Origin of the sequence: Streptococcus mitis (genome assembly GCF_946190065.1) — a bacterium.
GTDB classification, from domain to species: domain Bacteria; phylum Bacillota; class Bacilli; order Lactobacillales; family Streptococcaceae; genus Streptococcus; species Streptococcus mitis_DE.
In genome coordinates, this window is sequence record NZ_CAMHZD010000001.1 from 199,931 (window position 1) to 218,173 (window position 18,243).

The window sequence follows — 18,243 nt, forward strand, 5'->3', positions numbered from 1 at the left end:
AAGATATCGAGCGTGTTCAGCTGGGATGCGCTATGATGCAAGAAACATTTCATTTGATGGGATATTAAGAAAGGAAATTCTCATGACACTTTTAGATGTAAAACACGTTCAAAAAATTTATAAAACTCGTTTTCAGGGCAACCAAGTAGAGGCCCTCAAGGATATTCACTTTACCGTGGAAAAAGGTGACTACGTTGCCATCATGGGTGAGTCTGGTTCTGGTAAATCAACTTTACTCAATATTCTAGCTATGCTGGATAAACCGACTCGTGGTCAGGTTTACTTGAATGGAACTGACACCGCAACCATCAAAAATTCACAGGCTTCGAGTTTCCGGCGTGAAAAATTGGGCTTTGTCTTCCAAGACTTTAACTTGCTAGATACTCTCTCTGTTAAAGACAATATCTTGCTTCCGCTTGTCTTGTCAAGAAGACCTATTACGGAAATGATGAAGAAATTAGTGGTAACAGCTGAGAATCTGGGTATCAACCAATTGCAAGAGAAGTACCCTTACGAGATTTCAGGTGGGCAAAAACAGCGTGTAGCAGTAGCCCGCGCCATCATCACAGAACCTGAAATTCTCCTTGCGGACGAGCCAACAGGAGCCCTTGACTCCAAGTCATCTGCAGCCTTACTTGATGTCTTTGATGAAATCAACGAACGTGGCCAAACCATTCTCATGGTAACCCACTCAACAGCAGCAGCTAGCAGGGCTAAACGTGTACTCTTTATCAAAGACGGCATTCTTTACAACCAAATCTACCGTGGAGAGAAGACAGAACGTCAGATGTTCCAAGAGATCTCTGATACCTTGACTGTCATGGCAAGCGAGGTGAATTAGTATGTTTCGATTAACCAATAAGTTAGCGGTATCGAACTTGATTAAAAACCGCAAACTCTACTATCCCTTTGCACTGGCTGTTCTCTTAGCAGTCACCGTCACCTATCTCTTTTATTCCCTAACCTTCAATCCCAAGATTGCAGAAATTCGTGGAGGGGAAACTATCCAAGCTACTCTAGGATTTGGTATGGTGATTGTCACACTTGCGTCAGCCATTATTGTCCTTTATGCCAATAGTTTTGTTATGAAAAACCGTTCCAAGGAACTGGGGATTTATGGTATGCTGGGTCTGGAGAAACGCCATCTAATCAGTATGAGCTTTAAGGAGTTAGTTCTATTTGGAATTCTAACTGTTGGAGCAGGAATCGGTATTGGAGCCTTATTTGACAAGTTGATTTTCGCCTTCTTACTCAAACTGATGAAATTGAAGGTTGAGCTGGTTTCTACCTTCCAGATGAAAGTTGTCATTACAGTACTTGTTGTCTTTGGCTTGATTTTTCTAGGGCTCATGTTCCTGAATGCCCTTCGAATCGCCCGTATGAATGCCCTCCAGCTTTCCCGTGAAAAAGCTAGTGGTGAGAAAAAAGGTCGTTTTCTACCTCTTCAAACCATTCTTGGTTCCATTAGTTTAGGGATTGGCTATTATCTTGCCCTTACAGTAAAAGATCCCCTTACAGCCCTAACAACCTTCTTCCTAGCTGTTTTGCTGGTTATAATTGGTACCTATCTCTTGTTTAATGCAGGGATTACAGTCTTCCTACAAATTTTAAAGAAAAACAAAAAATACTATTACCAACCAAATAACCTTATCTCAGTGTCCAACTTGATTTTCCGTATGAAGAAAAATGCGGTTGGACTAGCAACAATCGCTATTTTGTCAACAATGGTTTTGGTAACCATGTCAGCCGCGACAAGCATTTTCAATGCCTCAGAATCCTTTAAGAAAGTGATGAATCCGCATGACTTTGGCATTACTGGACAAAATGTTGAAAAAGAAGATTTGGACAAACTCTTGAGCCAGTTTGCAAGTGACAAAGGTTATAGTGTCAAAGAGAAAGAAGTTCTTCGTTACAGTAACTTTGGTATTGCAAATCAAGAAGGAACCAAGTTAACCATTTTTGAAAAAGGACAAAACCGTGTCCAACCTAAAACAGTCTTCATGGTATTTGACCAAAAAGATTATGAAAATATGACTGGTCAAAAGCTTTCTCTATCTGGGAATGAGGTCGGTCTCTTTGCCAAAAATGACGGACTGAAAGGACAGAAAGCTCTAACTCTAAATAACCATCAATTTTCTGTCAAAGAAGAATTTAATACAGATTTTATTGTGAATCATGTCCCAAATCAGTTTAATATTTTTACTACTGATTACAATTACCTTGTTGTTCCTAATTTGCAAGCATTTTTAGACCAATTCCCAGATTCGGCTATCTATAATCAGCTGTACGGTGGTATGAATGTAAATGCCAGCGAAGAAGAACAACTCAAGGTCGCTGACGAGTATGATAAATACCTCGATCAATTTAATGCACAATTAAACACGGAAGGTAGCTATGTTTATGGTAGCAATCTAGCAGATGCTAGTTCTCAGATGAGTGCTCTCTTTGGTGGTGTCTTCTTTATCGGTATTTTCCTATCCATTATCTTTATGGTCGGAACCGTTCTGGTCATCTACTACAAACAAATTTCTGAAGGCTATGAAGACCGTGAACGCTTTATTATCTTGCAGAAAGTTGGTTTAGATCAAAAGCAAATCAAGCAAACCATCAACAAACAGGTTTTAACTGTTTTCTTCCTTCCTTTGCTTTTTGCCTTCATACATCTAGCCTTTGCATACCATATGCTTAGTCTGATTTTAAAAGTGATTGGTGTAATAGATACGAATATGATGTTGATTGTGACCTTGTCTATCTGCGCTATCTTCCTCATCGCCTATGTGCTGATTTTCATGATTACTTCAAGAAGTTATCGCAAGATTGTGCAAATGTAAAAAAAGATACCTCGACTTCAAAATCGAGGTATTTCTTGTCTTCTAAATGCTGAAAAGTTGTCCGAGCAGGAAGGTAACTCCCATGGTCAAGAGGCCAATAACAAGGTTCCGAATCATAGCTGTTTTGGTTGGGGCTTTTCCAAGTTTGGCACTAGTGTAACCAGTGAGAAGAAGGGCCACACCGACGATAAGGACAGTAGCAGGGATGCGGTATTCACTTGGGAAAATGGTAATTGAAAGCATGGGTGGTAAGCTACCAAGGAAAAAAGAAATAAAGCTAGAGATGGCAGCATGCCAAGGATTGGTAAACTCTTCACACTCAATCCCATATTTTTCCTCTACCAAAGCCTTGAGCGGATTATTTAAAAAGGCTTTGTTGGTGAGAAGTTGGGCTGATGTTTCACACTCACCATTTTGAATATAAGCAGCATAGAGAGACTTTTTTGCTAGTTCCATATCTTGGTCTAGCAAGAGTTTCTCACGCGCAACGGCTGCTTCCTCGGTATCTTTTTGAGTTGAAACGGATACATATTCTCCACCAGCCATTGAAAAGGCTCCGGCCAAAATAGCTGCAAATCCTGATAAAAAGATAATCCAGATATTGCTGGTAGCACTGACAACCCCGATAACAACACCAGCAATAGAAATAATTCCATCATTGGCACCAAGAACACCCGCACGTAGGATATTTAAACGACCTGCAAAATTTGAATCGATTTCGTGATTTGTTTCTGACATACTATTCTCCTTTTTATCCAGTATAAAGGAAAAATATAGGGAAATCAATCTTTTAAAAGTATCTGAAAAAAGTTGCACGATTTTAATGAACACGATTCTAATGAAAAATAGGAAAAAGCTTTTCTGTTTAAGCTTTATCAATAAAACGTGCTATAATAGTTGCAGAAAGGTTGGTATTTATGGCTAGGATATTGGTTATTGAAGACAATAGTGACATTCAAGAGATTTTGCGAACACTTCTTACTGAGGAGCATGAAGTGATTCAAGCCTTTTCAGGAACTGAAGGCATCATGCGTTTTGACCAAGGTGGGATTGAACTCGTTTTGCTAGATATCATGCTTCCTGGGAAAAATGGTGATCAGGTTTTAAAAGCTATCAGGGAACAAAGTCAAATTCCAGTCATTATGCTAACGGCTTTGAGCGATAAAAAACTTATCAGCCAATACCTTTTAGACGGTGCCAATGATTACATAGTGAAACCTTTTGATTTGGACGAAGTCTTTGCTAGAGTTACTGTTCAACTACGCCAAAGTGCAGAAAAACAGCCTGTGGAAATTGTAAAAACTGAAAATCTGCCACAAAACTTGAAAAATATCCAGTTTGATGCGGAAAGTTTTGAAATCAAAAATAACCAGGAAACGATTCGCCTTGCCAAGAAAGAATGCTTGATTCTCCAAACTCTCCTCAAACATCCTAAGAAAATTTTCACCAAGGAAGAACTTTATGAATTGGTCTGGGAGGATAGCTACCTACCTGGAGATAATACCCTCAATACGCATTTGAGTAATCTTCGTAAAAAATTAAACCAGCTTGACCCAAATCAAGAATATATTGAAACCATTTGGGGAGTTGGGGTAAGATTAAAAGGAGACAAGCAATGACCTACATGATAATCTTTATCCTACTGGTACTCTTAATTATTTTATCGATTGCATTGATTCGCTACCATCTAGCACTTAAAAACCTGAGTCAACAGATTGAAGACAAGATTCTCACGGGTAGTATGAAAAGAGTCGGAGTCAGCATTTTTTCCAAACATTTTTTACATCTCTACCAGCAGATTGAGAATTTATTTCAGGAAGTAGAACAATCTCGGTTGGTGATGAAAAGGGAAAAGCAGACTCTGGATATGGCCATCAGCAATATCGCCCATGATATTCGGACCCCTCTGACTATCGCGTCAGGCTACACCCAACAATTGATAAAAAATCCTGAAGACAAATCAGAAACCTTACAAAAAATATCCCAGCATCTTGATTTAGTTTCCAAACGTTTGGAGGCTCTTCTAGAATATCGTCGTTTGATGGAAGGAGCTGTCAAACCGAAACTGGAAGAAGTGGATCTTTCAGCTTTTATCACCAAAAAAACTCTGGCTTATTATGATGTTTTTCAAGTGGCAAATATCACGCTTGATTTTAAGGTCGAAGTTGGTCTGAAAATGAGGACTGATGAAGAGTTGCTGGATCGAATTTTACAAAATCTGCTTGGAAATGTCCTCAAGCATGGCAAGGAAGAAGCGCGTCTATCTTTGAAAAAGGAAAAGGAACAACTTGTCTTAGAGATTGCAAATCTTGTCAAACAGCCCATTAAAAAAATAGAAAATCTCAGCAACCGTTTTTATTCTGAAAATCTATCAGACACTGAAGAATCCTCTGGTTTAGGACTTTATATCACTGAGGAATTATGCCATCTTCTCGGTGCAGAGATGAAACTAGGCACAGATGGGCAATGGTTGTCGGTTTTCATTTACTTTTAACGAATAAACCTCCTCTGTAGCTAGAGGAGGTCATTTTTTTATAGACTTTTCTTTTTGAAAACTGTCAGTCCACTTAGATTAAAGATTACAATAACAGCTAAGGTAACTATAAGTGTATAGAAAATGGATTCACTATTAGCAGTCATAGCATAGAAAAACTGCAATGATAAATATGGCAAAATTTTGATACTTGGGAAGATGAGCACTGGCATAGAAAGTAAGATAGAGCTGACCAAATATCCAATAAATACTGCAAGATAAGAATGACTAACATAGAGGATGAAGGAAACAATGGAAAGCCAAGCAAGGAGGCAAAGGAATTGAAGGGAAATGGTTATCAGTAGATTGCCAATAAAGCCATCAGGCATAGTTCCAAATCCATTTAAGATAGTTGCTGGAATAAAGGCAATCACGAGACCGATGATGAGTTGCAAAAGTGCAATACAAGTCAATACAAAGGCTTTGGCAAGGAAAAACTCGGCGCGAGAAACACCCACTGTTAAATTATTTTTATAGAGTTTGCCGATTAAATCAACTCCAAGAACGAGGCAGGCTAGGACGATACAGAGAAAAACGAGGTTTGAACCTTGACTAGATGCGTTAATAAGTGCCTGTACACCGTCCCAACCATGGGTTGGAATTTCTGGTTCTTCTGTATTGATTGCCATCAGATGACCAGTAGCTCCAAAAATAGCCCCCATTAACATGAGTACAAAGAGAATGACCTCTGTAATCCAAAAACCTTTGGATCGGAAAAGACGGTAAAAGTCTGCTTGAATGGTATGTATCATGATTTTCCTCCTATTGGACCAATTGAGTAAAGTATTCTTCTAGGTTTTGACGGGCATAGTAAATCTCGTCAATGGCAACATCTGCCAAGGTTAATTGCTTAAGAATCTGTTTGACATCTTGTTCCTGACCAAAGATGTGAATTTCGTTTTCAGAATTAACAACCTTAAACTGGAGCTGGATTTGTTCTTTCAATACTTGACAAGCTTTCTCTTGATCAGCTGTCTTAAGGACAATATAATCCTCACTTAGTGTTTCAAATTCAGCTTTACTGATTTCACGGATAATCTTGCCTTGATCTAAAATACCAAAACGATTGGCTAGGAGATAGAGTTCTGACAAGATATGGCTAGAGATGAGAATGGTGATCCCTTTTTCTTGATTGAGCCGTTGAATCATCAGACGAAACTCTTTGATACCGATTGGGTCGAGACCATTGATAGGTTCATCTAAGATTAGGAAGTCTGGTTTGGATAGAAGGGCAATGGCGATACCAAGTCTTTGTTTCATTCCTAGCGAGAAATCACGAAAGACTTTCTTACCTGTATCTGACAAACCTACATAGTCCAGCGTTTCTCGAATGACTTGATCAGCATTTGGAATATGACGAATCATACAGTAATATTTCAGATTTTGATAGGCTGTTAAGTGATTATGAGCTACAGGTGATTCGATAACAAAACCTACTCGAGATAGGGCCTTGGTCCACTCATTTTCCGTTTGGCTAGAGAAGAGGGAAACAGTCCCTTTATCCGCAAACAGTAGTTGCGTAATGATTTTTATCAAGGTGGTTTTCCCAGCTCCGTTCTTTCCGATAAGTCCATAAATATCTCCTTCTCTTATCGTTAGATGAAGATCCTGAAGAATAGCTTGTTTGTCAAAGTTTTTGGACAATCCATGAATGTCAAGTACTGTTTTCATGATTCTCTCCTTTTGATTTATTTTGATAATTTTAGTATAAAGCATAGAAATCAAAGAAAGCTCAAGCATTTCTAAAGAGTTTCTAAAGTTTTAGGAATTCTTAAATATCAAAACCCAGTTGACACGAACTGGGCTTCTTAATTATAAAATATATTTCTCAATGGCACGCGCAACACCGTCTTCTTCATTGCTGGCTGTAACGGCATCCGCAAGAGATTTGACATAATCGCTGGCATTTCCCATAGCAATACCAAGGCCTGCAAACTGGAGCATTTCGATATCGTTATTAGCATCGCCCATGGCCATAATTTCTGACGGCTCAATCTTCAAAATATCTGCTAGTCGAGAAAGAGCAGTAGCCTTTGTCGTACCAAGTGGCATAGCTTCATAAATGACAGGCTGCGAACGAACTCCACTAAATCGTTGACAGAGTTCTGTAGCAAAACGCTCTTCAAAATCGTCTGTTTGACTCTCTGTACCCAAAAACATCCCTTGGAACATCCGGTACTTACCACTAGTCGCTTCCTCAAGAGAAATTTCAGTCAGGTCTGAAAAGACTAGTTTAGCATCATTTTGAATGATTTCATTAGGCTTACCACCGAGGACAAAATAATGCTCCTCATCAAAAAGAGTCAACTGAACATCACTTTTTTCAGCTAGGTCATAGAGGTATTCGATGTCTGCTGGACTAAGTTCTTGCCAGTCAACTAATCCCCAGTCACTTGTCTGGTGAGTTGAACAACCGTTGTTAACAATCACATACTCATTCTGAAGGTCAAGATCCAGTTTTTGATAGTAGGGAAGGACACCAAAAAGCGGGCGACCCGTACAGAGAACCAGTTTGACACCTTTTTCAATAGCTTGGTGAATAGCAGTGATGTGAGCTTGTGGAATTTCCTTGGCTTCATTGAGGAGGGTTCCGTCCATATCCAAGGCTAGTAGTTTAATCATAAGACTTCCTTCTTTATCTTTTGGTATTATTATAGCATATTTTGGAGGAAAGGAGGAGGAATCTTCGGGCTAATCATGGTATAATATAAGGTAATGAAAAATTCCAACGAGGCTGAGATGAAATTACTTTATACTGATATTCGGACTTCTTTGACAGAAATCCTAACCAGAGAGGCGGAGGAGCTGATTGCTGCTGGCAAGCGGGTCTTCTACATCGCCCCTAACTCTCTTTCTTTTGAAAAGGAACGCGCCGTGCTGGAATGCTTGTCACAGCAGGCTTCTTTTGCGATTACCGTCACGCGCTTTGCGCAGATGGCTCGTTACCTGATTTTGAATGACCTACCTGTCAAAACCAGTCTAGATGACATCGGTCTTGGGATGGCCTTTTATAAATGCCTTGCCGAACTTGATCCTAAGGATTTACGTGTTTATGGAGCTATCAAGCAGGATCCTCAATTTATCCAGCAGTTGATTGAGCTTTACCATGAGATGACCAAAGCTCAGATGAGTTTTTTGGACTTGGAGAGTTTGACGGATGAGGACAAGAGGGCCGATTTACTCTTGATTTTTGAGAAAGTAACGGCCTATCTTAACCAAGGGCAGTTAGCTCAGGGAAGTCAGTTGTCCCATTTGATTGAGGCTATTGAGAATTACAAAGTTAGTAGTGATTTTACTCAAATCGCCTTGGTTATTGATGGATTTACTCGTTTTTCTGCTGAGGAAGAGCGGATTGTGGACTTACTTCATGGCAAGGGTGTTAAGATTGTTATTGGGGCTTACGCTAGTAAGAAAGCCTATACCAGTCCCTTTAGCGAGGGCAATCTCTACCAAGCCAGTGTGGAGTTTCTCCATCATCTAGCCTCTAAATACCAAACTCCTGCTCTGGATTATTCTCAAACTCATGAGCAGATGGATAGCTTTGACAAGGTCTCTCGTTTGCTGGAGTCTTCTTATGACTTTTCAGAATTAACATTGGATGTCGATGAGAAGGATCGTGAAAACTTACAAATCTGGTCTTGCTTGACACAAAAGGAGGAGTTGGAGTTAGTAGCCCGTAGCATTCGTCAGAAATTACATGAGAACTCAGACCTGAGCTACAAGCATTTTCGTATTCTCTTGGGGGATGTAGCTTCTTATCAATTATCTCTAAAAACGATTTTTGACCAGTATCAGATTCCTTTCTATCTTGGTAGAAGCGAATCCATGGCTCATCATCCCTTGACACAGTTTGTCGAATCTATTTTAGCTTTAAAACGCTATCGTTTCCGTCAGGAAGATTTGATTAACCTTCTTAGAACAGGTCTGTATACCGACCTTAGTCAAGCTGATATTGATGCTTTTGAACAATATATCCGCTATCTTGGTATCAATGGCTTGCCAGCCTTTCAGCAAACTTTCACCAAATCCCACCATGGAAAATTTGATTTAGGGCGTTTAAATGCTCTTCGTCTGCGTATTTTAGCCCCTCTTGAGACTCTCTTTGCCAGCCGAAAGCAGAAGGCAGAAAATCTCTTGCAAAAGTGGAATGCTTTTCTAAAAGAAGGAGCGGTGACCAAGCAGCTGCAAAATTTGACAACTACTATGGAAACTCTTGAACAGGAAAGGCAAGCTGAAGTTTGGAAGGCATTCTGTCATGTTTTAGAACAATTTGCGACCGTTTTTGCAGGTTCACAGGTTAGTCTAGAGGACTTCCTAGCCTTGCTTCATTCTGGAATGAGCCTATCTCAGTACCGTACTATTCCAGCAACCGTAGATACCGTTCTGGTGCAGAGTTATGATTTGATTGCTCCTCTGACTGCTGACTTTGTCTATGCCATTGGGCTGACTCAGGATCATTTACCAAAAATTGCGCAAAACACTAGTCTTTTGACTGATGAAGAGAGACAAAGTTTAAACCAAGCGACAGAAGATGGGGCGCAATTGCTGATTGCCAGCAGTGAGAACCTCAAGAAAAATCGCTACACTATGCTTTCCTTGGTCAATTCTGCTCGCAAGCAGTTGGTCTTGTCGGCTCCGAGTCTTTTTAACGAAAGTGAAAGTAAGGAATCTGCCTATCTTCAAGAGCTAGTCCATTATGGATTTAGTCGGAGAGAGAGGAGGATGAATCACAAAGGGCTGTCTAAGGAAGATATGGGATCATATCACAGTCTTTTGTCCAGTCTGGTTGCCTATCACCAGCAGGGCGAGACGAGTGATACTGAGCAAGATTTGACATTTATTAAGGTTCTGGCGCGTGTTATGGGTAAAAAACTAGACCAGCACGGCCTTGCAAATCCAGCCCTCCAAACCAGTCCAAGCAGTAAGCAGTTGGCTAAGGATACCTTACAAGCTCTCTATCCTACTGATCAGGAGTTTTACCTGTCTACCTCTGGTTTGACGGAGTTTTATCGCAATGAATACAGTTATTTTCTCCGTTATGTTCTAGGCTTGCAGGAGGAATTACGCCTACGTCCTGATGCCCGTAGTCACGGGAATTTCTTGCACCGCATTTTTGAACGTACCTTGCAGTTGCCTGAAGAAGATTCCTTTGACCAACGTTTGGAACAGGCTATCCAAGAAACCAGTCAAGAACGGGAATTTGAAGCAATTTATCAGGAAAGTTTGGAAGCCCAGTTTACCAAGGAAGTTCTGCTTGATGTGGCACGGACGACTGGCCACATTCTCCGCCATAATCCAGCTATCGAAACCATCAAAGAAGAGTCAAATTTTGGTGGAAAAGAGCAGGCCTTTATTCAATTGGACAATGGACGCAGTGTCTTTGTACGAGGCAAGGTTGACCGTATTGACCGTTTGAAAGCTGACGGGGCGATAGGAGTGGTAGACTACAAATCCAGTCTGACTCAGTTCCAGTTTCCTCATTTCTTTAATGGCCTCAATTCCCAGTTGCCAACTTACTTAGCTGCACTAAAAAGAGAAGGGGAGCAGAACTTTTTCGGCGCTATGTACTTGGAAATGGCTGAACCAGTCCAATCTCTGATGGCCGTTAAAAGTCTAGCAGGTGCAGTAGTAGAAGCCAGCAAGTCTATGAAATACCAAGGACTCTTTTTAGAAAAAGAAAGCAGTCATTTGGGCGAATTTTACAATAAAAACAAGGCTAATCAGCTGACGGATGAGGAATTCCAGCTCCTACTGAACTACAATGCCCATATTTACAAGAAGGCCGCTGAGAAGATCCTAGAAGGACAGTTCGCCATCAATCCATACACAGAGAATGGCAGAAGTATTGCCCCATATGTTCAACAACATCAGGCTATTACTGGCTTTGAAGCCAATTACCACTTGGGTCAAGCCCGTTTCCTAGAGAAGTTGGACTTGGCTGACGGTAAACGTCTGGTCGGAGAAAAGCTCAAGCAAGCTTGGTTTGAAAAAATAAGAGAGGAGTTGAATCGATGAAGCCCATTCCCTTTTTAACTGAGGAAGAAATTCAAAAACTGCAAGAAGCAGAAGCACATTCGTGTAAGGAACAGAAGAAAACTGCCGAGCAAATCGAAGCTATCTACACTTCTGGTCAGAATATCCTAGTCTCAGCATCGGCTGGTTCTGGTAAAACCTTTGTCATGGCCGAGCGTATTCTGGACCAATTAGCGCGTGGTGTCGAAATTTCTCAACTCTTTATCTCAACCTTTACCGTTAAGGCTGCGACTGAACTTAAGGAACGTTTAGAGAAAAAAATCAGCCAACAAATCCAAGAAACGAATGATGTCGAGCTCAAACAACACTTGGGTCGCCAGTTGGCAGATCTACCCAACGCGGCTATTGGTACCATGGACTCTTTTACACAAAAATTCCTTGGTAAACATGGTTATCTGATTGACATTGCGCCTAATTTCCGTATTTTACAAAACCAAAGCGAGCAACTCCTTCTAAAAAACGAAGTCTTCCATGAGGTCTTTGAAGCCCATTATCAAGGGAAACAGAAAGAGAAGTTTAGTCATTTGCTGAAAAACTTTGCTGGACGTGGAAAAGATGAACGTGGTCTGCGCCAGCAAGTCTATAAAATTTATGACTTCCTCCAATCCACCAGTAATCCTCAGAAATGGCTGAGTGACTCTTTCCTCAAAGGCTTTGAAGAGGCTGATTTTACCAGTGAAAAAGAAAAACTGACTGAGCATATCAAACAATCCCTTTGGGATTTGGAAAGCTTTTTCCGTTATCATCTGGATAATGATGCCAAGGAGTTTCCAAAGGCTGCTTATCTAGAAAACGTTCAGCTTGTTCTGGACGAAATTGGCTCTTTAAATCAGGAGTCCGATAGTCAGGCTTATCAAGCAGTGCTTGCGCGTGTTGTCACCATTTCGAAAGAGAAAAATGGTCGGGCTCTGACAAATGCCAGTCGCAAGGCTGATTTGAAACCACTGGCCGATGCCTACAACGAAGAGAGAAAGACCCAGTTTGCTAAACTAGGACAACTGTCAGACCAGATAACGATTCTCGACTATCAAGAACGTTATCATGGAGATACATGGGAACTAGCTAAGACTTTCCAAGCCTTCATGGGTGATTTTGTGGAAGCTTATCGTGAACGCAAACGCCAGGAAAATGCCTTTGAATTCGCTGATATCAGCCATTATACAATTGAGATTTTAGAGAATTTTCCGCAAGTCCGTGAGGCTTATCAGGAGCGCTTCCATGAAGTCATGGTCGATGAGTATCAGGATACCAACCATATTCAAGAACGGATGCTAGAATTGCTGTCTAATGGCCACAATCGCTTTATGGTAGGAGATATCAAGCAGTCCATCTATCGTTTCCGTCAGGCAGACCCGCAGATTTTCAATGAAAAATTTCAACGCTATGCGCAAGATTCCCAAGAAGGAAAGCTAATTCTCCTCAAGGAAAATTTCCGTAGTAGTTCAGAAGTGCTGTCAGCAACCAATGATGTCTTTGAACGTCTCATGGACCAAGAGGTCGGAGAAATCAACTATGATAACATGCACCAGCTTGTTTTTGCCAATACCAAACTGACTCCAAATCCTGACAACAAGGCAGAATTTCTCCTCTACGACAAGGACGACACAGGTGAGGAAGAAGAGAGCCAAGCAGAAACGAAACTCACTGGTGAGATGCGCTTAGTCATCAAGGAGATCCTGAAACTTCATCAGGAAAGAGGTGTTGCCTTTAAAGAAATTGCCCTTTTGACCTCTAGTCGTAGTCGTAATGATCAAATTCTACTTGCCCTGTCTGAGTACGGAATTCCTGTCAAAACTGACGGAGAACAAAACAATTATCTCCAATCCCTAGAAGTGCAAGTCATGCTAGACACCCTTCGTGTCATTCACAATCCCCTGCAAGACTACGCCTTGGTTGCCCTTATGAAGTCTCCTATGTTTGGATTTGATGAGGACGAGTTAGCACGTTTATCTCTTCAGAAAGCGGAGGATAAAGTCCAAGAAAATCTCTATGAGAAACTAGTAAATGCTCAAAAACTGGCAAGCAGCAAAAAAGGATTGATTCACACGGCCCTAGCTGAGAAACTAAACCAATTCATGGATATCTTGGCTTCATGGCGCTTGTATGCCAAAACCCACTCCCTCTATGACCTGATTTGGAAGATTTACAATGACCGATTTTATTATGATTATGTAGGAGCTTTGCCAAATGGTCCTGCTAGACAGGCCAATCTCTATGCCCTAGCTTTGAGAGCAGACCAGTTTGAAAAGAGTAATTTTAAGGGCTTGTCACGTTTTATTGGTATGATTAACCATGTCTTGGAAGCCCAGCACGATCTTGCAAGCGTGGCTGTCGCACCGCCAAAAGATGCAGTAGAGCTCATGACCATCCACAAAAGTAAAGGGCTGGAGTTTCCTTACGTCTTTATTCTCAATATGGATCAAGACTTTAACAAGCAAGACTCTATATCAGAAGTCATTCTCAGCCGTCAGAATGGTCTTGGTGTCAAATATATTGCCAAGATGGAGACAGGAGCAGTAGAAGCTCACTATCCTAAAACCATCAAACTCTCCATTCCCAGCTTGACCTATAGTCAAAATGAAGATGAATTACAGCTAGCAAGCTATTCAGAACAGATGCGTCTGCTTTATGTTGCTATGACAAGGGCTGAGAAAAAGCTCTATCTTGTCGGCAAGGGTTCTCGTGAAAAGTTGGAAGCTAAAGAATACCCAGCAGCTAAAAATGGAAAACTAAACAGCAACACTAGACTGCAAGCCAAGAATTTCCAAGATTGGATTTGGGCTATCAGTAAAGTATTTGCCAAGGATTATCTCAGCTTTAGCTATCGTTTTGTTGGAGAAGATCAGTTGACTAGAGAAGCTATCGGAGAATTGGAAACCAAAAGTCCTCTCCAAGATAGCTCTCAAGCAGATAACCGTCAGTCAGAAACCATCAAAGAAGCCCTTGAAATGCTGAAAGAGGTGGAAGTTTATAATACTCTTCACCGCGCAGCCATTGAACTGCCAAGTGTTCAAACCCCAAGTCAAATCAAGAAATTCTACGAACCAGTTATGGATATGGAAGGTGTTGAGATTGCAGGTCAAGTTCAGTCAGTAGACAAGAAAATCAACTTTGATTTGCCAGATTTTTCAAGCAAAGAAAAGGTAACAGGAGCTGAAATTGGTAGTGCCACCCACGAACTCATGCAGAGAATTGACCTAAGTCAGAGACCAACGCTTGCTAGCCTGACAGAAACTCTCAAACAAGTTCAAACCAGCCCAGCTGTCAAAGACAAGATTAATCTTTCGAAAATTCTTGCATTCTTTGACACAGCACTCGGTCAGGAAATTCTCGCTAATACCAACCATCTTTATCGCGAGCAACCTTTCTCCATGCTCAAACGAGACAAAAAGAGTCAGGAAGACTTTGTTGTCCGTGGAATCTTGGACGGCTATCTGCTTTATGAGGACAGGATTATTCTGTTCGACTATAAGACAGACCGCTATGATGATCCAAATCAACTCATAGACCGTTATCGTGGTCAGTTAGCCCTATATGGAGAGGCTTTATCACGAGACTATTCGATTGAAAATATTGAAAAATACTTGATTTTACTCGGTAAAGATGAGGTTCAAGTTGTAAAAGTATAATCTAGAAAGGAGACCTCATGACACTTCCAGTTAGAAAATCCCTGCACGATGCGGTTTTACAGGCTTCAAAAGCTAATACTTGGGAACAAGCTACCAAGGAATGGAATGAAGTTTCCTTGATTTTTAATGGTATCGGCCGTAGCAATTGTGTCTGTGGAAACGCTATCAAATACGCCTACGAACTCTTTAACGGAGTGACTGGTCAACGACTATTTCCTATAGGTAGCGACTGCGTTCGTCATTTTCATCGATTGTCTCTTGACCAGCAACTGGAAGAGGAAGAAAAACTACTCAGAAAGGTTGAAAATCTGACCAGAAAAGCCCAGAAAAAGGAAAAAATCAAGGTCAATAAAAGTGACTTTGACGAGCGACTTCTAAAATGGCTCTGGGAAAAAGGTGTTTTTAAACCTAATCGTGGCAATCAGTTCTCACCTGAGAAAGACTACCAACTCTTCCTAGAAGTCTTTCAAGGAGGAAGTTGGACCAAGGCAGAGCCCAAGAAAAAGGCTCGGATGGAAGAAGTCCTAGAAAAGTATATCAAGCCCTTTTTACTTGGCAAATCAGATGACCAACTCTACCTTGTCAAGCTAGGCAAGGAGAAAATTGACTACGAACAAGAACTCCGTATCCAGGCAGAGAAAGAGCGCAAAAAAAGGGATAAAATTGCCAAGCAATATGCAGACAATCTAGTCCTAGCCATGGGACCCGCAGAGCGTGCTTATCAAGATTACTTTGGCTTTACAGAGATCCTAACTCAAGAAGAACGCAAGTGGGAGAAAATTCTTTTTGGTAAAAATCGGACAGAACGGGCTATCAAGGCCAAACAATACCAAAAAGAGTTGGAAAAAGACCAACGAATTGCTAGTCAGGATCCAATTGAAAGAAAGCAGAAGCAGACCTGGCTCCTCAATTCCTATTTTCGTGAGCTTCCTGAAGAAAAAGCCAGATTTGCTCGACTCTTATTAGAATATCGAAAAAGTGGAGAAGTTCCCTTTTCAACTGAATATCTGTCAGATCATCTGCTCGACTTTTTCTATAAAATGAAAGCTTTTGAGTTTGAAATCGCACCAGAACAAGTCCGAGATTTTCTAAAAGAAAGTCTCCAGTCAGAACATCTATCCTCAGCACAAGAAAGCTGGATAGAAGGAATTCTCCTCAACTGCCTCAAACCATTTTTAGAACGATTAGTGATATAAGTAACACCTACCGTGGAAATTCCATGGTAGGTTACATTTTATCCAAAAAGAGAAAATAGGAAATGGCAAACCCTGCTCCTTCGTATTTTATATATAAAACAAAGTATGAAAACGTAACGCAATTTTAAGACTTTTTGGTAAATTAAGAGTATAATTAAAGTGTGATGCCTTTTTTATAGATAATACGCTAATATATTAAAGGCCTTCGTAAGATAAATATAAATTTTATTTCAAGGAGGAATAATGGAAAAGTATTTTGGTGAAAAACAGCAGCGTTTTTCATTTAGAAAATTATCAGTAGGACTTGTATCTGCGACGATTTCAAGTTTATTTTTTATGTCTGTTTTAGGAAGTTCATCTGTGGATGCTCAAGAGACTAAAGGTGTTCACTATAAATATGTGACAGAGTCAGAGCTATCATCAGATGAGCAGAATAAGCTTATCTATGATATTCCGACATACGTGGAGAATGATGATGAGACTTATTATCTTGTTTATAAATTAAATTCCCAAAATCAACTGGGGGAATTGCCAAATACTGGAAGCAAGAATGAGATGCAAGCCCTAGTTGCTGGTGCTAGCTTAGCTGCTCTGGGAATTTTAATTTTTGCTGTTTCCAAGAAAAAAGTTAAGAATAAAACGGTATTACATTTAGTATTGGTTGCAGGAATAGGAAACGGTGTTCTTGTATCCGCTCATGCTTTAGAAAATAATCTTTTGCTAAATTACAATACGGACTATGAATTGACTTCTGGAGAAAAATTGCCTCTTCCTAAAGACATTTCAGGTTACACATATATTGGATATATCAAAGAGGGAAAAACGACTTCTGAGTCTAAAGTAAATAATCAAGAGAAATCCGTAGCCACTCCTACAAAACAACAAAAGGTGGAATATAGTGTTACACCGAATTTTGTAGAGAATCCATCAACAGTACAAGCTATTCAGGAACAAACACCTGTTTCTTCAACTAAGCCGACAGAAGTTCAAGTAGTTGAAAAACCTCTTTCTACAGAATTAACGAATCCAAGAAAAGAAGAGAAACAATCTTCAGATTCTCAAGCACAGTTGGCAGAACACAAGAATCTAGAGACGAAGAAAGACGAGAAAGTTTCTCCAAAAGAAAAGACTGGGGTAAATACATTAAATCCACAGGATGAAGTTCTATCAGGTCAGTTGAATAAACCTGAACTCTTATATCGTGACGAAACTATAGAAACAAAAATAGATTTTCAAGAAAAAGTTCAGGAGAATTCTGATTTAGCTGAAGGAACTGTAAGAGTCAAACAAGAAGGTAAATTAGGTAAGAAAGTTGAAATCATAAGAATATTCTCTGTAAACAAGGAAGAAGTTTCTCGAGAAATTGTTTCAACTTCAACAACTGCGCCTGTTACAAGAATAGTCGAAAAAGGTACTAAAAAAGCGCAAGTTATAAAGGAACAACCTGAGACTGTCACAGAACATAAGGACCTACAAGCTGGATCTATTGTTAAACCCGCGGTCCAACCAGAGTTACCAGAGGCTGTAGTAAGTGATAAAGGCGTACCGGAAGTCCAGCCAGCGTTACCGGAAGCAGTCGTAACAGATAAAGGGAAACCTGAAGTTCAACCAGCGTTGCCAGAGGCTGTAATAAGTGATAAAGGAGAACCAGAAGTTCAGCCTGAATTGTCAGCAGCAGTAGTGACAGACAAAGGCGAACCAGAAGTTCATGAAAAACCAGAATATACAGGTGTACAAGCCGGAGCTATTGTTGAACCTGAAAAAGTTGAACCGGAATATGCTGGAGTACAAGCTGGGGCTGTAGTAGAACCAGAGAAGGTAAGTCCGCCAAAAGAGTACACAGGTGTGCAAGCCGGAGCGATAGTCGAGCCAGAAAAAGTAGAAGCACCGAAAGAATATACAGGAGTACAAGCTGGGGCGATAGTCGAACCAGAAAAAGTAGAACCGCCAAAAGAGTACACAGGTGTGCAAGCCGGAGCGATAGTCGAGCCAGAAAAAGTAGAAGCACCGAAAGAATATAC

General features: G+C 40.5%; 12 protein-coding genes. 8 read left to right on the top strand and 4 right to left on the bottom strand.

Annotated elements, in window-relative coordinates:
- The first annotated feature begins 82 nt into the window (after positions 1-82).
- Together OCF96_RS01005 and OCF96_RS01010 are read left to right on the top strand one after the other, a co-directional pair.
- Positions 83-841: an ABC transporter ATP-binding protein gene (locus OCF96_RS01005; RefSeq protein WP_000173372.1), complete on the top strand. Its 759-nt coding sequence runs from the start codon at positions 83-85 to the stop codon at positions 839-841.
- A 1-nt stretch (position 842) separates the two neighbouring features.
- Positions 843-2,831, top strand: a complete 1,989-nt coding sequence (locus OCF96_RS01010; protein WP_261445163.1) for an ABC transporter permease — start codon at positions 843-845, stop codon at positions 2,829-2,831.
- A gap of 42 nt (positions 2,832-2,873) precedes the next feature.
- Here OCF96_RS01010 and OCF96_RS01015 read toward each other — a convergent pair whose 3' ends face one another.
- Entirely contained in the window at positions 2,874-3,569 is a 696-nt protein-coding gene (locus OCF96_RS01015) for a VIT1/CCC1 transporter family protein (protein WP_261445164.1), read from the bottom strand.
- Positions 3,570-3,748: 179 nt separating this feature from the next.
- Here OCF96_RS01015 and OCF96_RS01020 point away from each other — a divergent pair, with 179 nt between their 5' ends.
- The gene (locus OCF96_RS01020) at positions 3,749-4,450 is read left to right on the top strand and encodes a response regulator transcription factor (protein WP_112443585.1); all 702 of its coding nucleotides are present in this window, start codon (positions 3,749-3,751) and stop codon (positions 4,448-4,450) included.
- Positions 4,447-5,325 carry a sensor histidine kinase gene (locus OCF96_RS01025; protein ID WP_261445168.1) on the top strand — a complete coding sequence of 293 codons (879 nt, stop codon included), beginning with the start codon at positions 4,447-4,449 and terminating at the stop codon, positions 5,323-5,325. Before OCF96_RS01020 ends, OCF96_RS01025 begins: the two co-directional genes overlap by 4 nt.
- Before the next feature lie 38 nt (positions 5,326-5,363).
- On the opposite strand, the gene OCF96_RS01030 is transcribed toward OCF96_RS01025, so the two are convergent.
- From OCF96_RS01030 to OCF96_RS01040, 3 genes are all read right to left on the bottom strand, one after another.
- Complete coding sequence (locus tag OCF96_RS01030) at positions 5,364-6,116, bottom strand: ABC transporter permease (protein WP_112443587.1); 753 nt, start codon at positions 6,114-6,116, stop codon at positions 5,364-5,366.
- 10 nt (positions 6,117-6,126) lie between these two features.
- A complete protein-coding gene (locus OCF96_RS01035; RefSeq protein ID WP_261445173.1) occupies positions 6,127-7,035 on the bottom strand; it encodes an ABC transporter ATP-binding protein in 909 nt (302 codons plus the stop codon).
- Positions 7,036-7,176: 141 nt separating this feature from the next.
- Positions 7,177-7,986, bottom strand: a complete 810-nt coding sequence (locus tag OCF96_RS01040; protein ID WP_112443589.1) for a Cof-type HAD-IIB family hydrolase — start codon at positions 7,984-7,986, stop codon at positions 7,177-7,179.
- A gap of 117 nt (positions 7,987-8,103) precedes the next feature.
- Here OCF96_RS01040 and rexB point away from each other — a divergent pair, with 117 nt between their 5' ends.
- The 4 genes from rexB to OCF96_RS01060 form a co-directional block, all read left to right on the top strand.
- The gene (gene rexB, locus OCF96_RS01045) at positions 8,104-11,379 is read left to right on the top strand and encodes an ATP-dependent nuclease subunit B (RefSeq protein WP_261445175.1); all 3,276 of its coding nucleotides are present in this window, start codon (positions 8,104-8,106) and stop codon (positions 11,377-11,379) included.
- Positions 11,376-15,026, top strand: a complete 3,651-nt coding sequence (gene addA / locus OCF96_RS01050; protein WP_261445182.1) for a helicase-exonuclease AddAB subunit AddA — start codon at positions 11,376-11,378, stop codon at positions 15,024-15,026. The genes rexB and addA overlap by 4 nt, the downstream gene beginning before the upstream one ends.
- Before the next feature lie 17 nt (positions 15,027-15,043).
- Entirely contained in the window at positions 15,044-16,222 is a 1,179-nt protein-coding gene (locus OCF96_RS01055; RefSeq protein WP_261445183.1) for a hypothetical protein, read from the top strand.
- Positions 16,223-16,465: 243 nt separating this feature from the next.
- Positions 16,466-18,243: G5 domain-containing protein (locus OCF96_RS01060; RefSeq protein WP_261039357.1), on the top strand; the 1,778-nt coding region annotated here is incomplete at its 3' end.

Bases quoted from the DNA above. Each gene is read 5' to 3' on its own strand.
- OCF96_RS01055 (WP_261445183.1), top strand. From the start codon at position 15,044: ATGACACTTCCAGTTAGAAAATCCCTGCACGATGCGGTTTTACAGGCT.
- OCF96_RS01025 (WP_261445168.1), top strand. From the start codon at position 4,447: ATGACCTACATGATAATCTTTATCCTACTGGTACTCTTAATTATTTTA.
- OCF96_RS01010 (WP_261445163.1), top strand. From the start codon at position 843: ATGTTTCGATTAACCAATAAGTTAGCGGTATCGAACTTGATTAAAAAC.
- OCF96_RS01030 (WP_112443587.1), bottom strand. From the start codon at position 6,116: ATGATACATACCATTCAAGCAGACTTTTACCGTCTTTTCCGATCCAAA.
- OCF96_RS01035 (WP_261445173.1), bottom strand. From the start codon at position 7,035: ATGAAAACAGTACTTGACATTCATGGATTGTCCAAAAACTTTGACAAA.
- OCF96_RS01005 (WP_000173372.1), top strand. From the start codon at position 83: ATGACACTTTTAGATGTAAAACACGTTCAAAAAATTTATAAAACTCGT.
- OCF96_RS01020 (WP_112443585.1), top strand. From the start codon at position 3,749: ATGGCTAGGATATTGGTTATTGAAGACAATAGTGACATTCAAGAGATT.
- addA (WP_261445182.1), top strand. From the start codon at position 11,376: ATGAAGCCCATTCCCTTTTTAACTGAGGAAGAAATTCAAAAACTGCAA.
- OCF96_RS01040 (WP_112443589.1), bottom strand. From the start codon at position 7,986: ATGATTAAACTACTAGCCTTGGATATGGACGGAACCCTCCTCAATGAA.
- OCF96_RS01015 (WP_261445164.1), bottom strand. From the start codon at position 3,569: ATGTCAGAAACAAATCACGAAATCGATTCAAATTTTGCAGGTCGTTTA.
- rexB (WP_261445175.1), top strand. From the start codon at position 8,104: ATGAAATTACTTTATACTGATATTCGGACTTCTTTGACAGAAATCCTA.